Below are 15229 nucleotides of genomic sequence, written 5' to 3' on the forward strand. Positions count from 1 at the left end.
CGCCCACACCCCGACCCCATGAGCCGACCCCATGAGCCGAACCCATGAGCCGAACCCATGAGCCGACCGGAGGAGCCCCCGTGCCTCAGCCCGTATGCCCCCCGTGGCCGTCGTGGCCGCCGTGCCCGCCCGCGTGGTCGAACTTGAGCGCCTCCGCGGGCGCCACCACGTACGGCCGCATCATGCCCATGTCCTCGTGCTCCAGCAGATGGCAGTGGTACATGAACCGCCCGTACGCGCCGTCGAAGCGGCCGAGCACCCGCACCAACTGCCCGGCCGGGACCCGGAAGACGTCCTTCAAGCCGCGCTCGTTGGGCGCGAGCGGGACCGGCCGGCTCGCGTCGTAGGCCACCGGATCGCGGGTCCCGCCCAGCTTCGGGTCGAAGCCGTTCACCGTGTACGTGTCACGGCCCATCAGCTGGAAGTCGGCGAGGTGGATGTGCATGGGGTGGACCGGGCCGCCGAGGTTGAGGAAGCTCCACTGCTCGAAGGTGCCCTCGGCGACGGTGAACCCGAGGGCGTCGTTGAAGGTGCGGGAGATCCGCCGGTAGGTCTTCACCGTGCCGTCGGCGCCCTTCAGCTGGATCACCCCGTCCGCGGGCTCGGCGGTGGCCTCGGTGACCTCGGCCATCTCCCAGATCTCCGGGTGGCCGCCGCCCCCGACGGTGCCGGGCGGGGTGAGCACGACGAGCCGGTGGCCGTGGTGCAGCTGCCCGTGCTCGTACCGCCGGAAGGAGCCGGAGAGCACCTGCGGCAGCACGAACCGGTCGGGCTCGGGGCAGTCGCGCACCCGGAACTCCATCACCTGGGGATAGCGGACGTTGTTCACCGGGTCGGGCACCCCGGCGGGCTTGCCCGCCCCCTTGTTGACCAGGCGGAGGCTGCGGCCCGCGAGCTCCCGGAAGTCGATGAGCAGGTCCATGCGCTCGGCGGGCGCCACGGTCAGCGTCGGCAGCGCCGCGTCGAAGCCGACCGTCACCGGGCTGGGCAGCAGCCCGCCGTCGCTGCCGATCTGGTGGAGCACCCCGGGCACCGGGTTGTCGTCCTCGTCGACGAGGACCAGGTCGTAGATGCGCGCGTTGGAGGCGTTGACGAGCCGGAAGCGGTACCAGGCGGCGTCGGTGTCGAGGTAGGGCCAGATGACGCCGTTGACCGTGGTGAACGGGCCGGTGAAGGGGGCCGAGACCGGCCGGCCCGTCTCGGCGTTCTTCGGGTCGACGACGATCGTCTTGTGCAGCAGCCGCCCGTCGAGGCGTCCGTCCTCGTCGGTGTCGAGGTTGCGGTCGGCGAGGATCAGCGGCATCTCCCGCTTGCCGCGCGGCAAGCGCAGGGCGTCCTCCTCGTCGTCGCGGACCAGATACGTGCCGACGAGCCCGGCGTAGACGTTGAACCGGGTGATGTTCATGGCGTGGTCGTGGTACCACCACTGCACGGCCTGGTGGTCGTTCGGATACTCCGAGAGCTGGGCGTCGCCCTCCCCCACCGCGTTGTCGGCCCAGCCGTCGTTGCCGCCGCCGGTCTGGGCGCCGTGCAGATGGGTGACGGTCCAGGCGGGCAGCGCGGTCACGTCCACGCTGGCCTCGACGCCTCCGCGGCCGGGCTCGGTGGTGGCAGGCGGGGTGCCCTGCGGGCGCAGCGGCACCTCGACGGCGGTGACCGGGTACTCGGATCCGCGCGGCACCCGGTTGGTCCAGGCGATCCTGACACGCCGGCCGCGCCGCACCTCGATGGTGGGGCCCGGCACGGTGCCGTTGTAGCCCCACATCAGCGTGGGCGGCAGCTGGCTGTGCAGCCGTACCCAGGTGGGGCGGACGGCGATCTCGGTCTCCCGGCGCACATCGGCCTTCGCGGGCCGCAGCACTTCGGGAATCGGTAACCGGTCGGTGTACGGGACGAGTTCGTCCCCGGCGATGTCGGACATGTTCTCCCCCTGATCCCGGCCATGACGGCCGTGCACGGGAAAGGACGCCGAAAACCCCGATCCGGTTCAGTCCGTGAAGACAGCGTCCAGATACACCCAGGCACCCTCGTACCGGACGAATCGACTCCGCTCGTGCAGCGAGCCCTCCCCGCCGCCCTCGGTGTAGTGGGCGCGGAAGGTGACCTCGCCGGTGGCGTGGAAGGCGCTGCCGTCCTTGGTGTCCAGGATCTCCAGGCGAATCCAGCGCATCCCCGGGTCGAAGTCGACGCTCGCGGGCCGGTGGTCGGGGTGCCAGGTGCGCAGCAGATACGGCTCGTCCTGGACCGCGAAGGCGCTGAAACGGGAGCGCATCAGGGCCTCGGCGGTGGGGGCCGCCTGCCCGGCGTGGTAGCGGCCGCAGCACTCGGCATACGGCGCGGGCAGCCCGCAGGGGCAGTGCACGGGGGGCTGGGGGCGGCGGGCGGGGCGGGAGGTGCGTCGGGCCATGCCCCTATCTGACCACATCCGTCCGCCCGCGCCCGGCACGGCTGGAGCAGACCGCAACTGCCGTGCACCCGCGCGACTCTGGACCCGAATGCCTCTTCCGGCTTGACCGCCACATCCGTATGCTCCTGCGCCGACGTGACCGTTACCACTGGTAATAGGGGGCACCATGGAGCGTTCGGGCAGCACTCCGGGCAGTACTGCGGGCAGTACGAGGCGCACATTTGTCGCGGGGACGGCGGTGGCGGGCGCGGCGACCGCCCTGGGGCTCGACGCGGCGCTCCCGGCCGCGGCCGCGGCACGCCCGGGGGCCGCCCCGGCGGCCGGGCAGTCGGTGGTGGTGCTCGGCGGCGGGGTCGCGGGGCTCACCGCCGCCCACGAGCTGGCCGAACGCGGCTTCCGCGTCACGCTCTACGAGCGCCGGGCGCTCGGCGGCAAGGCGCGCAGCATGGATGTGCCGGACAGCGCCCGGAGCGGCCGGGCCCCGCTCCCGGCCGAGCACGGCTTCCGGTTCATCCCCGGGATCTACCACAACCTGCCGGACACGATGCGGCGGATCCCCTTCCCGGGCAACGCGCTCGGCGTCTGGGACAACCTGGTCGCGCCCAAGGAGATGATGTTCGCCCGGACCGGCTACGAGGACATGCGTCTGCCGCTGCCCTGGTCCGGCACCCCGCAGCAGCTCACCCTGGACGCCCTGCGGCGCGCCCTCACCGGCCTGCTCGGCACCTTCCAGCGGCTGCCCGCGCGCGAGGCCGCGTACTTCGCCGACCGCCTGATCACCTTCCTGACCAGCTGCGACGAGCGCCGCAACGACCAGTGGGAGGCGACGCCCTGGTGGACCTTCACCAAGGCGGGCCGGATGAGTTACGAGTACCAGCGCATCCTCGCCGTCGGCGTCACCCGCAACATCGTGGCGACCAAGGCGGAGGAGGCCAGCACCCGCACGGTGGGCTCGCTCCTGGAGGCGTTCGTCTTCAACGTGCTCGGCCGGGGCGCGGACGGCCCCCTCGACCGCATCCTCAACGCCCCCACCAACGAGGCGTGGATCGACCCATGGGTCTCCCACCTGCGCTCCCTCGGCGTGGAGTTCCAACTCGGGTGGAGCCTGCGGGAGTTCGCGTACGACGGCGCGAAGGTGACGGGCGCGGTGGTCGAGGACCCGGGCGGGGTGCGGCGCACGGTGAGCGCCGACCACTACGTCTGCGCGCTGCCGGTGGAGCACGCGCGGCTCACCTGGAGCGCCGCGATGCGCGCGGCCGACCCGCAGCTGGCCCGCTGCGACAAGCTCCGTACGGACTGGATGACGGGCATCCAGTTCTATCTGACCGAGCGGCCCGACGGGGTGCACGGCCACTTCGACTGCATCGACTCCCCCTGGTCGCTCACCGCGATCGCCCAGGCCGAGCACTGGCCGCACCACGACTTCCGCACCGACTACGGCGACGGCACGGTGGTGGACTGCCTCTCGGTGGACATCTCCGAGTGGGACAAGCCCGGAATGCTGTACGGGAAGACGGCCAAGCAGTGCACCCGCGAGGAGGTCGCGCGCGAGGTGTGGGCGCAGCTGAAGGCCGCGGTCAACGACACCGGCAAGACCGTGCTCAGCGACGGCAAGCTGCACTCGTGGTTCCTGGACCCGGGCGTCTCCGGCATCGGTACCCCCGACCCGAGGAACGAGGACGAGCTGCTGATCCACCCGGTCGGCACGTTCCACAACCGTCCCTCGGCGGGCACGAGGATCCCCAACTTCTATCTGGCGGGCGACTACGTGGCCGTCCCCATCGACCTGGCGACGATGGAGGGCGCCAACACCTCGGGCCGCCTCGCCGCCAACGCGCTGCTGGAGCGGGCCGGTTCGACCGCCCCGCGCTGCTCGGTGACGTCGCTCTACAGCGCCCCGGAGCTGGAGCCGCTCAAGCGCGACGACCGCTTCCGCTACCGTCTGGGGCTGCCCAACGTCTTCGACGTGGGCTGACACGGCTCGGCCGCCGCACCGGCCCCGAGGGGGCGCGGGCGGCGGCCGTGCGGTGGGATCACGTCAGCAGGAAGTCGGCCTGGCCCGACTTGGCGCCGCGGATGAACGCGGCGATCTCGTTGCTGGTGTAGATCAGAGCGGGGCCCTCCGGGTCGGCCGACTGGCGCACCGCGACCCGGCCGTCGGCCAGCTTCATGGCCTCGACGCAGTTGCCGCCGTTGCCTCCGCTCCACGGCTTGTGCCAGCCCTCGGTCCCGAGCTCGCGGGCCGGCATGCCGTTGTATATGTGATCCATTCACAGCTCCTTGCGGAGATCCGCCAGGATCTCCTTCGTGCGTCGTGCAGTCGCGGCCTGGGCCGCCATGCGGTCCATGACTTCGAGGTGCGTGTCGACCTCGGGGCGCGCGTCGAGATAGACCGCGCCGGTCAGGTACTCGCTGTAGACCATGTCCGGGAGCTCCGGCACGGCGAACCGGAAGAGGACGAACGGGCCGTAGGTCCCCGGGTGGTGTCCCGTCGCGAACTCCGCGAGCTGGAGCGTCACATGGGGCAGCTCGGCCGCCTCCAGGAGCCGGTCGAGCTGGCCGCGCATCACCTCCGGGCCGCCCACCGGGCGGCGCAGCACGGTCTCGTCCATGATCACCCAGAACCGCGGTGCGTCGGCCCGGGTGAGCAGCGACTGGCGCTCCATGCGCAGCGCCACGTGCCGCTCGATGTCGGCGGTCCTCGTCTGCCCGAGCGCGCCGCTGACCATCACCGAGCGCGCGTACGCCTCGGTCTGCAGCAGCCCGGGAACGAAGTGCGGCTCGTACGCCCGGATGAGCGAGGCGGCGCCCTCCAGGCTCACGTACATGCTGAACCAGTCGGGCAGGATGTCGTGGAAGCGCTGCCACCACCCGGGCTTGTTGGCCTCCTCCGCGAGCTCGATGAAACGGTCCGTCTCCTCGTCCCCGATGCCGTACGCCTTGAGCAGCAGCTGTACGTACGGGATCTTCAGCGCGACCTCGGCCGTCTCCATGCGACGGATCGTGGCGGGGGCGACGCGGAGCACCTTCGCCGCCTCTTCGCGCTTGAGGCCGGCCCGCTCGCGCAGGTCCTGGAGGCGTCGGCCCAGCACGACCTGCCCCACGGTCGGGGCGGACCGGGGTTCACTCACGTCAGACCTCCCCTAACCCTGTTGCCGAGCAGTGTGCCATGTCGCCTCAGCCCAGAACACAGCACTCTGCAATTTTCAGAGTGCCCCTTGCCAAGTGTCACGGATGGGTGGAAGGTAGGTCGGTGAACGCCAGCACATGCGGCTGTCGCGTGCGACACCGCTTCCCCACTGTGAGGACCCGGTCGTGGCTCCTGGTAATGCGCTCGTCCCGCAGCTCATAGGCGCGGCCCCCACGGTGTCCGTCGCCGACGCCCGCCGGTACGCGTTCGACCTCGCTGCCAGGCCTGAATCCGCCGCCGCGGCCCGCCGCCACACGGCCGAGCTCACCGTCCGGTGGGGCCTCGGCGAGGAGCTGGGCGACGCGGCCGCCCTGGTCATCTCCGAGCTCGTCACCAACGCCGTCGTACACACCGCGGGCACCCGTGTGGCCTGCGAACTCTCCTTCGCCGCCGGGCACTTGACGGTCGCCGTCAAGGACCAGGGGTACGGGGCGTGCGGGCCCACCCTGTGCGACGCGGCCGACGGGGACGAGGGCGGCCGGGGCCTGCTGCTGGTCGACGCGCTGAGCGTGGCCTGGGGCGCGCACGACGTGCCGCGCGGCACCGGCCGGATCGTCTGGGCCCGGCTCGGGGCGGGCCGTACATGCTGAGCGGCTCACACACACTTCTGTCCAGAGGCGGCCGGGATCAGGCTGGGGGGCCTTGGGGGCCCGGCTCGCAAGGGGGCGCCGGAGCGACCGGCGGCAGCACACTGGTGCTGCCGCCGGCGCTCCCGGCGTCCGCTGGCTGCGACGCGGTCGCGGTACCCGCCTCCTACGGCTTCCGGGTCCTTGCGCGGCTGCCCCGCTCGGGCTGCGTCTTCGCGGACGCCGACCGCTGGTGGTGGGTGGTCCCGCCCGGCTCGGACCACGACCTGACGTGGCCGCACCCGGCCCGCTACGCTCCGGGCGCACGCGCTCCGCAGACTCCGGGACGGCGGTTGATCCACTGCCCCGGGGGCACCAGCCCGTACACCCCGCCCATCCCGCTGTACCTGGTGGTATGCCAGCTGACTGGAACGGCACCGGCATGGTCCTAGCATCTTCGCCCGCCCTTCGCGCCGACCCGGGGTGGGACTTCGCTCCCCGCCCCCGCGCACCGCACCTGTCCGCCGACGGGCTCAGCCCGTCGGCAGCCCCTCCGCCGCCCGGGCCAGGGCGTCCAGGACCGGGCTGATCAGCGGGTGGTGCTCGGCCCCGCTGCGGACCGCCGCGAAGACGCGGCGGGTGGCCGCGGGGCCCGCCACCGGGCGCACCACCGTGTTCTTCCGCTCCATGCCGCGCAGCGCCGAGCGGGGCACCAGGGCCACGCCCGCCCCGGCCCCCGCCAGGGCCACCACGGCGCGGAAGTCGTCCGAGGAGTGGATCAGCCGCGGCTCGAAGCCCGCCAGCTCACAGGCGAGGAAGACCACGTCGTGGCAGGGGTTGCCGGGGTAGGGCCCGATCCAGTCGTCCTCGGACAGGGCCGAGAGCCGTACCTCCGGCGCTGTCGCCAGCGGGTGCCCGGCCGGGAGCACCGCGTCGAAGGGCTCCGCGTAGAGCGCGACCCGGGCCAGGCGCCGGTCGTCCTCCCTGGGGGCGCCCCGGTACTCGACCGCCAGCGCCAGGTCCGCCTCGCCGTCCAGGACCATCGGCAGCGACGCGTCCCCCTCGGCGTCACGGACACGGACCCGGATCGTGGGATGCGTCCCGCGCAGCCGGGCCACGGCCGGGGCAAGCACCTCGGCGATGCCCGTGGCGAACGCCGCCACCGTCACGTCGCCGGCCACGCCGCCCGCGTACGCCGCCAGCTCCGCCTCCGCCCGCTCCAGCTGCGCGAGGACCGCGTTGGCGTGCTCCAGGAGGATCTCGCCGGCCGCTGTGAGCCGTACGCCCTTGCCGCTGCGGGTCAGCAGCGTGTGGCCGGTCTCCTGCTCCAGAGCGGCGAGCTGCTGGGAGACGGCTGAGGGGGTCAGATAGAGCGCTGCGGCCGCGGCGGTCACCGTACGGTGGTCCGCCGCGGCGCGCAGGATGCGGAGCCGGCGCGGGTCGATCACCCGGCCATTGTCGCCCGGGCGTCGATGAACGCCGCCACGGCCCGCTCCACGTCGGCCGTGGAGTGCGCGGCGGAGAGCTGGACCCGGATGCGGGCCTGGCCCATCGGGACCACCGGGTAGGAGAAGCCGATCACGTACACACCGCGCTCCAGGAGCAGCTCGGCCATACGGGCGGCCTCGGCGGCGTCGCCGATCATGACGGGCGCGATGGCGTGGTCGCCGGGCAGGACCTCGAAGCCCGCCTCGGTCATCTTCGTCCTGAAGAGCGAGGTGTTGGCGGCGAGCTTGTCGCGCAGGTCGCCCGCCGACTCCAGCAGGTCGAGGACCTTGAGGGAGGCCGCGGCGATCACCGGGGCGAGCGAGTTCGAGAAGAGGTACGGGCGCGAGCGCTGGCGCAGCAGGGCGACGATCTCGGCGCGGGCCGCGACGTAGCCGCCGGAGGCGCCGCCCAGGGCCTTGCCGAGGGTGCCGGTGATGATGTCGACCCGGTCCATGACGCCGTGCAGCTCGGGGGTGCCGCGCCCGCCGGGGCCGACGAAGCCGACGGCGTGCGAGTCGTCGACCATGACCATGGCGTCGTAGCGGTCGGCGAGGTCGCAGATCTCCTGGAGCGGAGCGACGTAGCCGTCCATGGAGAAGACACCGTCGGTGACGATGAGGCGACGGCGCGCGCCGGACGCCTCCTTGAGCTTCGCCTCCAGCTCGGCCATGTCGCGGTTGGCGTACCGGTAACGGGCGGCCTTGGAGAGGCGGATGCCGTCGATGATCGATGCGTGGTTGAGGGCGTCGGAGATCACCGCGTCCTCGGCGCCGAGCAGGGTCTCGAAGACACCGCCGTTGGCGTCGAAGCAGGACGAGTAGAGGATCGTGTCCTCCTGGCCGAGGAACGCCGAGAGCCGCGCCTCCAGCTCCTTGTGGACGTCCTGGGTGCCGCAGATGAAGCGGACCGAGGCCATGCCGTAGCCCCAGCGGTCCAGCGCCTCCTTGGCGGCGGCGATCACCTCGGGGTGGTCGGCGAGGCCCAGGTAGTTGTTGGCACAGAAGTTCAGGACCTCGCCGGTGGGGACGGAGACCGAGGCGTTCTGCGGGGTGGAGATCACCCGCTCGGGCTTGAAGAGACCGGCCTCGCGGATCTCGTCGAGGGTGTTCTGGAGGTCGTCACGGACGGACGCGTACATGCTTCTGGCTCCTAGGTGCCGGAGGAGGGACTCAGACGGTCCAGTCGAGGATGATCTTGCCGCTGCGGGCGGTGGCGGCCTCGTCGAAGGCCGCGTCGAAGTCCCGGTAGGAGTAGCTGCCGGTGATCACCGGGGAGAGGTCGAGGCCGCCTTCGAGCAGCACCGTCATCGCGTACCACGTCTCGAACATCTCGCGGCCGTAGATGCCCTTGACCGTGATCATCGAGGTGACGATCTTCGACCAGTCGACCGCGAACTCCTGCGCGGGCAGGCCGAGCATGGCGATCTTGCCGCCGTGCGTCATGTTGTCGATCATGTCGCGCATGGCCTCGGCGCGGCCGGACATCTCCAGGCCGACGTCGAAGCCCTCGCGCAGACCGAGCTGGCGCTGGGCGTCCGCGATCGAGGACTGCGCCACGTTCACCGCGAGCGTCGCGCCCGCCTTGCGGGCCAGCTCCAGGCGCTCGGGGCTGACGTCGGTGATCACGACGCTGCGGGCACCCGCGTGCTTGGCCACGGCCGCCGCCATGATGCCGATCGGGCCCGCGCCGGTGATCAGGACGTCCTCGCCGACCAGCGGGAAGGAGAGCGCGGTGTGCACGGCGTTGCCGAACGGGTCGAAGATCGCGGCGACGTCGAGGTCGACCGGCGTGCGGTGCACCCACACGTTGGCGGCGGGCAGCGCCACGTACTCCGCGAAGGCGCCGTCGCGCCCCACGCCGAGCCCGATGGTGGAGCGGCACAGGTGACGGCGGCCCGCCAGGCAGTTGCGGCACTTGCCGCAGACCAGATGGCCCTCGCCGCTGACCAGGTCGCCGACCGCGATGTCCCGGACGTCCGCGCCGACCGCCGCGACCTCGCCGACGAACTCGTGGCCGAGGACGAGCGGGGTCTCGACGGCGCCCTGCGCCCAGCCGTCCCAGGAGCGGATGTGCAGGTCGGTGCCGCAGATGCCGGTGCGCAGCACCTTGATCAGCACGTCACCGGGGCCGGTCTCCGGCTCCGGGACGTCCATGAGCCACAGTCCGGGTTCGGCGTGCTGCTTGACAAGGGCCTTCATTGCGGGCGGCTCCCGGGACGTACAAAGAGGGGCGAAAGCCATGGTTCCATGGCTGATCACTAATCTGCCGAGCAAGAGCCACTCGCGTCCATCGAGGTTTTCTTAAGCGGGTCAACAGCCGAGCTTCACGCGCCCCTGGCGTACTCCCCCTTCTCCGGGGTCACCACCGCACCTCAGACCAGGGCCGCGGCCGCCGCCACCGCGAGCCCGTCGCCTTCCGTGTGGGCGCGGCGGTACGCGCTGTCGTCGAGCACCGCGCGCAGCTCGGCCTCGGCGCGGCGCCGCACGGCAGGCTCGGACGGCAGCGGGCGCAGCCCGAAGCCGCCGTGCTCCCCGGTGGCGTGCCGGTCGTACGCGCCGAGCAGACGGGCGCCCTCCTCGGCGGCGCCCAGATGCGCCTTCGCCCAGGCGGCGACCAGGAACTGACTGGTAATCAGGTTCGGGGCGACCAGATAGGCCTGCCCCTCCAGCTGCCGCACCGCCTCCCGCACCCGCCCGAGCGCGTCCGCGTACGCGCCGCCGATGCAGTCCAGCCAGCCCTCCACCCCGGCGACCAGACCGCGGAACATCTCCGGGACGGTCTTGGTGAACTCAGCCTCCATCAGGCGCAGTTGCTCGCGGGCGAGCTCGACGCGGCCGGTGGCGGCATAGTGGTGGGCGAGCAGCATCCGGGCGGTGCCGACGCCCTCGCCCGCATAGTGGCGCGACTCCTCGACGGCGTCGAGCAGCAGCCGCTCGGCCCGCCCGGTCTCCTCGTCCGTCCGGGCGACGGCGAGGCGGACGGTGGCGAGGCGCGCCTTGAACATCGGCCCCTGGGCGTACGCGCCGATCCACGTGGTGGACTCCATGGCACGCTCGAAGTCGGCCGCGGCCTCCTCGTACCGGCCCTGCCGCGAGCGGTCCTCGCCGCGCGCGGAGAGCGTCTCCGCGATGGCCCACGGATCCCCGAGCCGCTCGAACAGGGCCAGCGCCTCGTCCGCGTCCGGGCCGCCGACCAGCTTGGACCGCAGCAGCAGCGCGAAGGCGAGGTCCCACGGCTCGCCGAGCGCCCGGCAGTCCTCGACCATCGCGTCGACGGCCTGCGGGAACCCGGTGAACTCGTGGGTCAGCATCCGGGCGAAGTACCAGACGGACCCGGGCTGGCGGCAGTTCTGCGGCATCGCGGTGCCGTACGCGGCCACGATGCGCCGCAGATGGGGCTGGGCCTCGGGACGGGCGAACTCCGCGCCCTCGCCGTCGCCGCCGCCGCCCGCGAACAGCATCAGCCGCACCCCGCGCCGCGCCTCCCACACCTGCTCCCCGGACCACGGCGGCGGCGCGTCGGTGCAGCGCGCGGCGAGCGGCACGGCGGGGCGCACCGGCTCCGCGAACGGGTCGGGGCCCATCCCGGCCACGGCCAGCGACCGGGCGTGGGCGTCGGACTGGTGGCCGCGCAGCTGCCAGAACCAGCTCATCGACAGGGTCAGACAGAGCGCGTCCTGCTCGCGGCCGTGCTCGACCGCCCTGGCCAGCGCGGCCCGGATGTTTTCGTGCTCCGTCTCGAACCGCCGCATTCCGTCGGCCTGCCGGGGCCCACGCAGCACGGCCTCGCCGGTGCGGGCGAGTTCGCGGTACGCGACCAGATGGCGCAGCTCGGCCGCGGTGCGCTCGCCGGACTCCGCGAGGCGCTCGGCGGCGTACTCCGCGACGGTCTCAAGGAGCCGGTAGCGCATCGTCGCCCCGTCCGGGACCGCCACGACCAGCGACTTGTCGACGAGGGAGGCGAGCAGCCCGAGCACGTCGGCGGGGTCGTCCGCCGGGTCGGCGGGATCGGCGCACACCGCCTCCGCCTGCGGCAGCGCGAAGCCGCCGGAGAAGACGGCGAGGCGGCGCAGCACGGCCCGCTCGCGCGCGTCGAGGAGCTCCCAGGACCAGTCGACGACGGCCCGCAGGGTCTGCTGGCGGGGCCGCAGCGTCCTGCTGGTCCGGCCGCCGTCCCCGAGCAGCCGGAACCGGTCGTCGAGGCGGTCCGCGAGCTGGCGCGGGGTGAGCATCCGCAGCCGGGCGGCGGCGAGTTCCAGGGCGAGCGGCAGCCCGTCGAGGCGGCGGCAGATCTCGGCTGCGGCCTGCGGGTCCTCGGCCACCCGGAAGCCGGCCCGGGCCGCCGCGCCGCGCTCGCCGAACAGCCGCAGGGCGGTGTCCAGCGGCAGCGGCCCGACCCCGCGCACCCGCTCCCCCGGGACGCCGAGGGGCTCCCTGCTTGTGGCGAGGACGGTGACGCCCGGGCAGCCGGTGAGCAGTTCGTGCGCCAGCTCGGCCGCCCCGGCGGCGATCTGCTCGCAGTTGTCGAGGACGAGCAGCATGCGGCGGTGGCCGCAGTGGGCGACGAGCCGCTCCAGCGGGTCGCGGGCTCCGGCCTCGGCCCCCGCGAGCAGCACGCTCTCGCGCGCCCCGAGCGCGGTGAGCAGGGCCTGCGGCAGCTGCGCGGCCTCCCGTACGGGCGCGAGCTCGGCCAGCCAGACGCCGTCGGCCCACGCGTGCCCGACGGCATCGGCGGCCTCCAGGGCGAGCCGGGTCTTGCCCGCACCGCCGGGCCCGGTGAGGGTGACGAGCCGCGCCTCAGTCAAGTCCGCCCGCAGGGCGAGGAGTTCGGGCTCGCGCCCGACGAAGGAGGTGAGCCGGGCGCGGAGGTTGCCGGGACGGGTGCTGGGATGCGGCGCGTCTTGCGCGTACGGGGGCGAGGTGGGCCGGGCGCGGAGGTCGCCGGGGCGGGCGTCGGCGGGTGGCGCGTCTTGCGCGTACGGGGGCGTCGCGGCCCGCGCGGCCGGGTCCGCCGCCGAGGGGTCGTCCCGCAGAAACTCGGCGTGCAGCGCCCGTAGTTCGGGCCCGGGGGCGGCGCCCAGCGCCTCGTCGAGGGCGACCCGGGCCGACTCGTACGCCACCAGTGCCTCGGCCCGGCGCCCGGCCGCCGTCAGCGCGCGCAGGTACAGGGCCCGCAGCGGCTCGTCCAGCGGCGCCGCGGCGACCAGGGCGGCCAGTTCGGGCAGGACGTGCTCGGCGCGGCCCAGCGCGGTCTCGGCGGCGAGGCGGGACCGGCGCGCCTCGAAGTGGCGGCGCTCGGCCCGGACGGCCAGCGGGTCCCGCTCCCGTGCCGGAAGGTCGGCCAGGACCGGTCCCTGCCACAGCGCGAGGGCCTGGTCGAGCAGGTGTGCCGCCCGCCGCGCGTCCCCGTCCGCCAGCGCGTCCGCGCCCTCGCGCGCCAGCCGTTCGAAGCGGAACACGTCGATGTCGTCGGGGTCGGCGGCCAGCCGGTAGGCGCCCGGCAGGGACTCCACCGCGCCCGGGCCGAGTGCCCGCCGCAGCCGTCCCACCAGCGCCTGTACCGCCGCGGCCTCGTCGGCGGGCGCGGTGTCGCCGTCGCCCCAGACCTGTGCGGCCAGCGCCTCCACGGGCACCGCGCGCCCGGCGCCCGCCGCCAGCGCGGCGAGCAGCGCCCGCAGCCGGGCGCCGCCGAGCGGCGTCTGACTGCCGTCCGGGCACAGGGCCCGCGTCGGTCCGAGTACGCGGTAGCGGAGTGTCACCCGCCCATTGTCCACAGTGGCGCGGCGGGTGACGCGCGGTCAGCCTCCAGCGGGGGCCGGGTCCGTGCGGACGACGCTCAGATGGCCCCGGCGCCGGGTGATCACGACGTTCTTGGGGGCGCTCCCGGGGGCGCTCTCGGGCCCGTGCGCGCGGGGCGCGGCGGGCTCGCGGCGCAGGACCAGGGTGACGCGGCGCAGCCCCAGCTCGCCCAGCGTGCCGGAGGACTCGTCCAGGACCCGGCACTCCACGGCGTCCCAGCCCGGGTCGGGGTGGCGCACCGCGCGCACGGTCCCGTCGTGGTCGACGGCGGCGGGGCCGACCATGCGCATCCAGTGCGGCAGGCCCTGCTGGTAGGCCGCGCTCATCAACGGGTCGTCGCCGATCTCGCGGCGCACGGCGCGCAGTTCGGGGTCGTGCGGGTCCTGCTCCAGGGCGGCCGAGAGCTGCGCGAGCATGGGCAGGCACCAGTCCGTCTCGTGCTGGGCGAGCACGGTGGCCGCGCGCGGGTGGAAGAGGACGAAACGCAGGAAGTTGTCGCGCGGCATCGCGGTGGGGTGGGGGCCCACGGCCTCGAAGAGCGTGTCGTACGCGGTGTTGGCGTGCACGATGTTCCAGCTGCGGTCGACGAGGAACGACGGTAAGTCCGTGGCGTCCATCATCGCGATGTGGTCGTCGACATAGGCACGCGCCTCGGCGTCCCACTGGCCGGTGGCGGTGGCGGTGGCGCCCCGTACGTTCTCCGGTACGGGGCCGGCTGACCTGTTCACCAACGGTTCTTTCACCATCGAGAACGCGACTCCTCTTGCAGGCACGCGGTGCGCCTGCCGTCCCCTGCGTCGTCATGGCCCAGCGGCCTCATGGCACAGAGGTCGATCTTCGCACCGTGCTGCGATCCTGCTCCCGCCGACAACGGAATGTCAACCATCGTGGCATTCCGGCCCGAGAACGCCTCAAATACGCCACAGCTGTGGCAAGTTCTGGTTCTCAACGGCGCGAGCAAGTAGCCTCCGGACATATTCACTTTGTGTTCGAGCTGTGCGGAGCAACTCGTGTGATCTAGGAGAATGACTGGTGACGGACGGCTTCTCGGATCCGGGACCGGCGGCCACGGGCCCCCTGGGGGACGTCGCCGCCCGCGTCCACGAACTGGCTCGAAAGCTCGGAATGAGCCAGGCAGAGGTCTTCGACATCCACCAGCTCTCCGACGCCTCGGGCGTTCCGGCCGACGTCGTCCAGGCGCTGCTGGAGGGCCGGCCGGCGGGCGAACCGGACGTCCAGGCGCGGTTCCTCCAGCGGTTCGGAGCGCTGCGCCGCTCCCGGCTGAAACCCAACGGGCGCCCCTACACCCAGCAGGAGATCGCCGACGGCGCCGGGATGTCCCGCCAGCAGGCAGGTGCGCTCATCAACGGCGACCGGCGCCCGACCATGGAGCACTGCGACGCCATCCAGCGCTTCTTCAAGGTCCACGCGGGCTATCTCACCGCCGAGGACAGCGAGGCGCTGGCCGACGCGCTGCTCCGCACCGAGCAGGAGCTGCTGCACGCCTTCGCCGCCCGCGAGCACGACCGGGAGCGCGAACTCGACACACTCGCCCCGGCCGGGGACGACCCGCTGGAGCGCCTGCTCCAGGACCACGGGGTGCGCGGCATCGCCTGGCGGGCCGCCCAGCTCCCCAGCGACGAGCACCGGGACAAGGTCACCGAGTGGCTGGACATGCTCCTGGAGAGCGTGAAGCGCGCGGATCCCTGACGCCGGCCGCCCTCGGCCCGCCGCTCGGCGGAACCGGCCGCCGCACCGCTGGATTTGGGCGGGGATACGA

Annotated in this window: 12 protein-coding genes and 1 pseudogene; 4 read left to right on the plus strand and 9 right to left on the minus strand. The window is 73.2% G+C overall.

The window, feature by feature from the left end:
• Positions 1-85 precede the first annotated feature (85 nt).
• Positions 86-1921 (minus strand): O-aminophenol oxidase PhsA, encoded by a 1836-nt coding sequence (gene phsA / locus AB0G17_RS24880; RefSeq protein WP_361386825.1) that lies wholly within the window; start codon positions 1919-1921, stop codon positions 86-88.
• 66 nt (positions 1922-1987) lie between these two features.
• The gene (locus AB0G17_RS24885; RefSeq protein ID WP_361386828.1) at positions 1988-2407 is read right to left on the minus strand and encodes a YchJ family metal-binding protein; all 420 of its coding nucleotides are present in this window, start codon (positions 2405-2407) and stop codon (positions 1988-1990) included.
• Positions 2408-2573: 166 nt separating this feature from the next.
• Here AB0G17_RS24885 and AB0G17_RS24890 point away from each other — a divergent pair, with 166 nt between their 5' ends.
• Positions 2574-4382 carry an FAD-dependent oxidoreductase gene (locus tag AB0G17_RS24890; protein ID WP_361386831.1) on the plus strand — a complete coding sequence of 603 codons (1809 nt, stop codon included), beginning with the start codon at positions 2574-2576 and terminating at the stop codon, positions 4380-4382.
• A gap of 58 nt (positions 4383-4440) precedes the next feature.
• On the opposite strand, the gene AB0G17_RS24895 is transcribed toward AB0G17_RS24890, so the two are convergent.
• Both AB0G17_RS24895 and AB0G17_RS24900 read right to left on the minus strand, forming a co-directional pair.
• Complete coding sequence (locus AB0G17_RS24895) at positions 4441-4677, minus strand: DUF397 domain-containing protein (RefSeq protein ID WP_361386834.1); 237 nt, start codon at positions 4675-4677, stop codon at positions 4441-4443.
• Entirely contained in the window at positions 4678-5538 is an 861-nt protein-coding gene (locus AB0G17_RS24900) for a helix-turn-helix transcriptional regulator (protein ID WP_361386837.1), read from the minus strand.
• A 184-nt stretch (positions 5539-5722) separates the two neighbouring features.
• Between AB0G17_RS24900 and AB0G17_RS24905 the strand changes: the two genes are divergently transcribed.
• Complete coding sequence (locus AB0G17_RS24905; protein WP_361386840.1) at positions 5723-6187, plus strand: ATP-binding protein; 465 nt, start codon at positions 5723-5725, stop codon at positions 6185-6187.
• Between the two features lie 101 nt (positions 6188-6288).
• Positions 6289-6615, plus strand: a pseudogene (locus tag AB0G17_RS24910) (hypothetical protein); the annotation flags it as partial.
• An 81-nt stretch (positions 6616-6696) separates the two neighbouring features.
• Here AB0G17_RS24910 and AB0G17_RS24915 read toward each other — a convergent pair.
• The 5 genes from AB0G17_RS24915 to AB0G17_RS24935 form a co-directional block, all read right to left on the minus strand.
• Positions 6697-7611 carry a LysR family transcriptional regulator gene (locus tag AB0G17_RS24915; protein WP_361386843.1) on the minus strand — a complete coding sequence of 305 codons (915 nt, stop codon included), beginning with the start codon at positions 7609-7611 and terminating at the stop codon, positions 6697-6699.
• Entirely contained in the window at positions 7608-8789 is a 1182-nt protein-coding gene (locus AB0G17_RS24920; protein ID WP_361386846.1) for a glycine C-acetyltransferase, read from the minus strand. Before AB0G17_RS24920 ends, AB0G17_RS24915 begins: the two co-directional genes overlap by 4 nt.
• A gap of 31 nt (positions 8790-8820) precedes the next feature.
• The gene (tdh, locus tag AB0G17_RS24925; RefSeq protein WP_361386849.1) at positions 8821-9849 is read right to left on the minus strand and encodes an L-threonine 3-dehydrogenase; all 1029 of its coding nucleotides are present in this window, start codon (positions 9847-9849) and stop codon (positions 8821-8823) included.
• Positions 9850-10022: 173 nt separating this feature from the next.
• Positions 10023-13409 carry a BTAD domain-containing putative transcriptional regulator gene (locus AB0G17_RS24930; protein WP_361386852.1) on the minus strand — a complete coding sequence of 1129 codons (3387 nt, stop codon included), beginning with the start codon at positions 13407-13409 and terminating at the stop codon, positions 10023-10025.
• Between the two features lie 39 nt (positions 13410-13448).
• Complete coding sequence (locus AB0G17_RS24935) at positions 13449-14177, minus strand: hypothetical protein (protein WP_361386855.1); 729 nt, start codon at positions 14175-14177, stop codon at positions 13449-13451.
• A gap of 304 nt (positions 14178-14481) precedes the next feature.
• Here AB0G17_RS24935 and AB0G17_RS24940 point away from each other — a divergent pair, with 304 nt between their 5' ends.
• Positions 14482-15159, plus strand: a complete 678-nt coding sequence (locus AB0G17_RS24940; RefSeq protein WP_361386858.1) for a helix-turn-helix domain-containing protein — start codon at positions 14482-14484, stop codon at positions 15157-15159.
• Positions 15160-15229: the final 70 nt, after the last annotated feature.

The sequence above is a fragment of the Streptomyces sp. NPDC023838 genome, from assembly GCF_040639555.1.
In the GTDB taxonomy this organism is placed as follows: Bacteria; Actinomycetota; Actinomycetes; order Streptomycetales; family Streptomycetaceae; genus Streptomyces.